Below are 1,514 nucleotides of genomic sequence, written 5' to 3' on the forward strand. Positions count from 1 at the left end.
GGGGTAAATCTGAAGACCGCCAAGGCGCTCGGCTTGACTATTCCTCCAACGATCCTTGTGCGAGCCGACGAAGTGATCGAATGAGGTAGGCCACTTCCGGTTTTAGCACCTTTGAGACATGCCCGCTTATCCTGAGAATGTCCGTTCACTGGGGTAGACCGGAAGTCGCCGCGGTCCGGTCAAAACGACGCGAATGACCCATAGCCTTCCTGCGCCACGCGCAGCATTTGCGACGCAGCATTTTGCGCCCTCAGCGAGTGCGACCACCATGGAGACGTGATAATCTGCGTCCCCTCGTCCTCGAGCTGCCGTGAGGATCAAATGAAGCGGCGGGAGTTCATCGCGGGCACTGCGGCGCTGCTCGTTTCGCCACGGCATGTGCACGCGCAGGGGAAGCCTCGCCGGATCGGTTACTTGGGCGGTTCCGAATTTCCGCCAACTCTGCGCGGCGGCATAGGCGAAAAGGGCTGGATCGAGGGCAAGAACCTGATCGTGGACTACCGATATTTTGAGGGCCATGCCGAGCGCATACCGGCTCTTGCGGCCGAACTCGTTGCCCTCAGGCCCGATCTGCTCATTGGCTCCGGCCCGCAGCCAGCCGTTGCCCTGAAATCAGCAACCGCTGCCATTCCGATTGTATTCGTGGCTGTGGCCGATCCCGTGCGGCTTGGCCTCGTCCAAAGCCTGTCGCGACCAGGCGGCAACATAACGGGTCTTGCGACCTACGTACCAGGAGATTTCACCGCCAAGATGATAGAAACCCTGCGGGAAATGGTTCCTACCGCCTCGAAAATTGCGATCTTGGTCAATCCGGGCAATCCAATTCACAGGTTGATAGTAGCCGAGGAATTGCCCCAAACGGCCCGCAAGCTAGGCGTGGCTCTCCCGATAGTAGAGGCGACCACGGCGGAAGAACTGGACATCGCCTTTGCCTCGGCCGCAACCCAGCAGGTCGATGCAATAGTTCCTTTTGGCGATCCGTTGACCTTTAACAACGCCCCACGAGTTACTGCGCTGGCGGCGAAGCATCGTCTGCCCGCGCTCTATCTATTCCGACAATTCGCCACCAATGGCGGATTGATTTCATACGGCCCCGATGTGGCCGATCTGTTCCGCCGTGCAGGCGGATACGTCGATAAGATCCTCAAAGGCGCCAAGCCTTCCGATCTGCCGGTAGAGCAGCCGACCAAATTCGAGCTAGTGGTCAACATGAAGACTGCCAAGGCGCTCGGCCTTACCGTGCCGCCCGCGTTACTGGCTCGCGCCGACGAGTTGATCGAATAGAGATGCTGTTACTGCGGCGCATGAGTCCGGTTATGGCGCCTTTGAGACATGCCCGCCTATCCTGAGAATGTCCGTTCACCGGGGTAGACCGGAAGTCGCCGTGGTTCGGCCAAACCGACGCGAATGATCCATTTCGGACCTCGGTCGCTGGAAGACCGGGTCGAACAGTCGTAAAGTGGCAGCGCCGCACCTTGATTCAGAACGATTTAGGCCCCTCAGGGCTTTGACGT

1 protein-coding gene is annotated in these 1,514 nt (G+C 59.1%); it reads left to right on the forward strand.

Annotation, left to right across the window (positions count from 1 at the left end):
• Positions 1 to 321 precede the first annotated feature (321 nt).
• Positions 322 to 1,284, forward strand: a complete 963-nt coding sequence (locus tag JQ567_RS37900; protein ID WP_212443533.1) for an ABC transporter substrate-binding protein — start codon at positions 322 to 324, stop codon at positions 1,282 to 1,284.
• The last annotated feature ends 230 nt before the right edge of the window (positions 1,285 to 1,514 follow it).

Origin of the sequence: Bradyrhizobium sp. AUGA SZCCT0431, assembly GCF_018131065.1 — a bacterium.
In the GTDB taxonomy this organism is placed as follows: Bacteria; Pseudomonadota; Alphaproteobacteria; order Rhizobiales; family Xanthobacteraceae; genus Bradyrhizobium.

Bases quoted from the DNA above. Each gene is read 5' to 3' on its own strand.
- JQ567_RS37900 (WP_212443533.1), top strand. From the start codon at position 322: ATGAAGCGGCGGGAGTTCATCGCGGGCACTGCGGCGCTGCTCGTTTCG.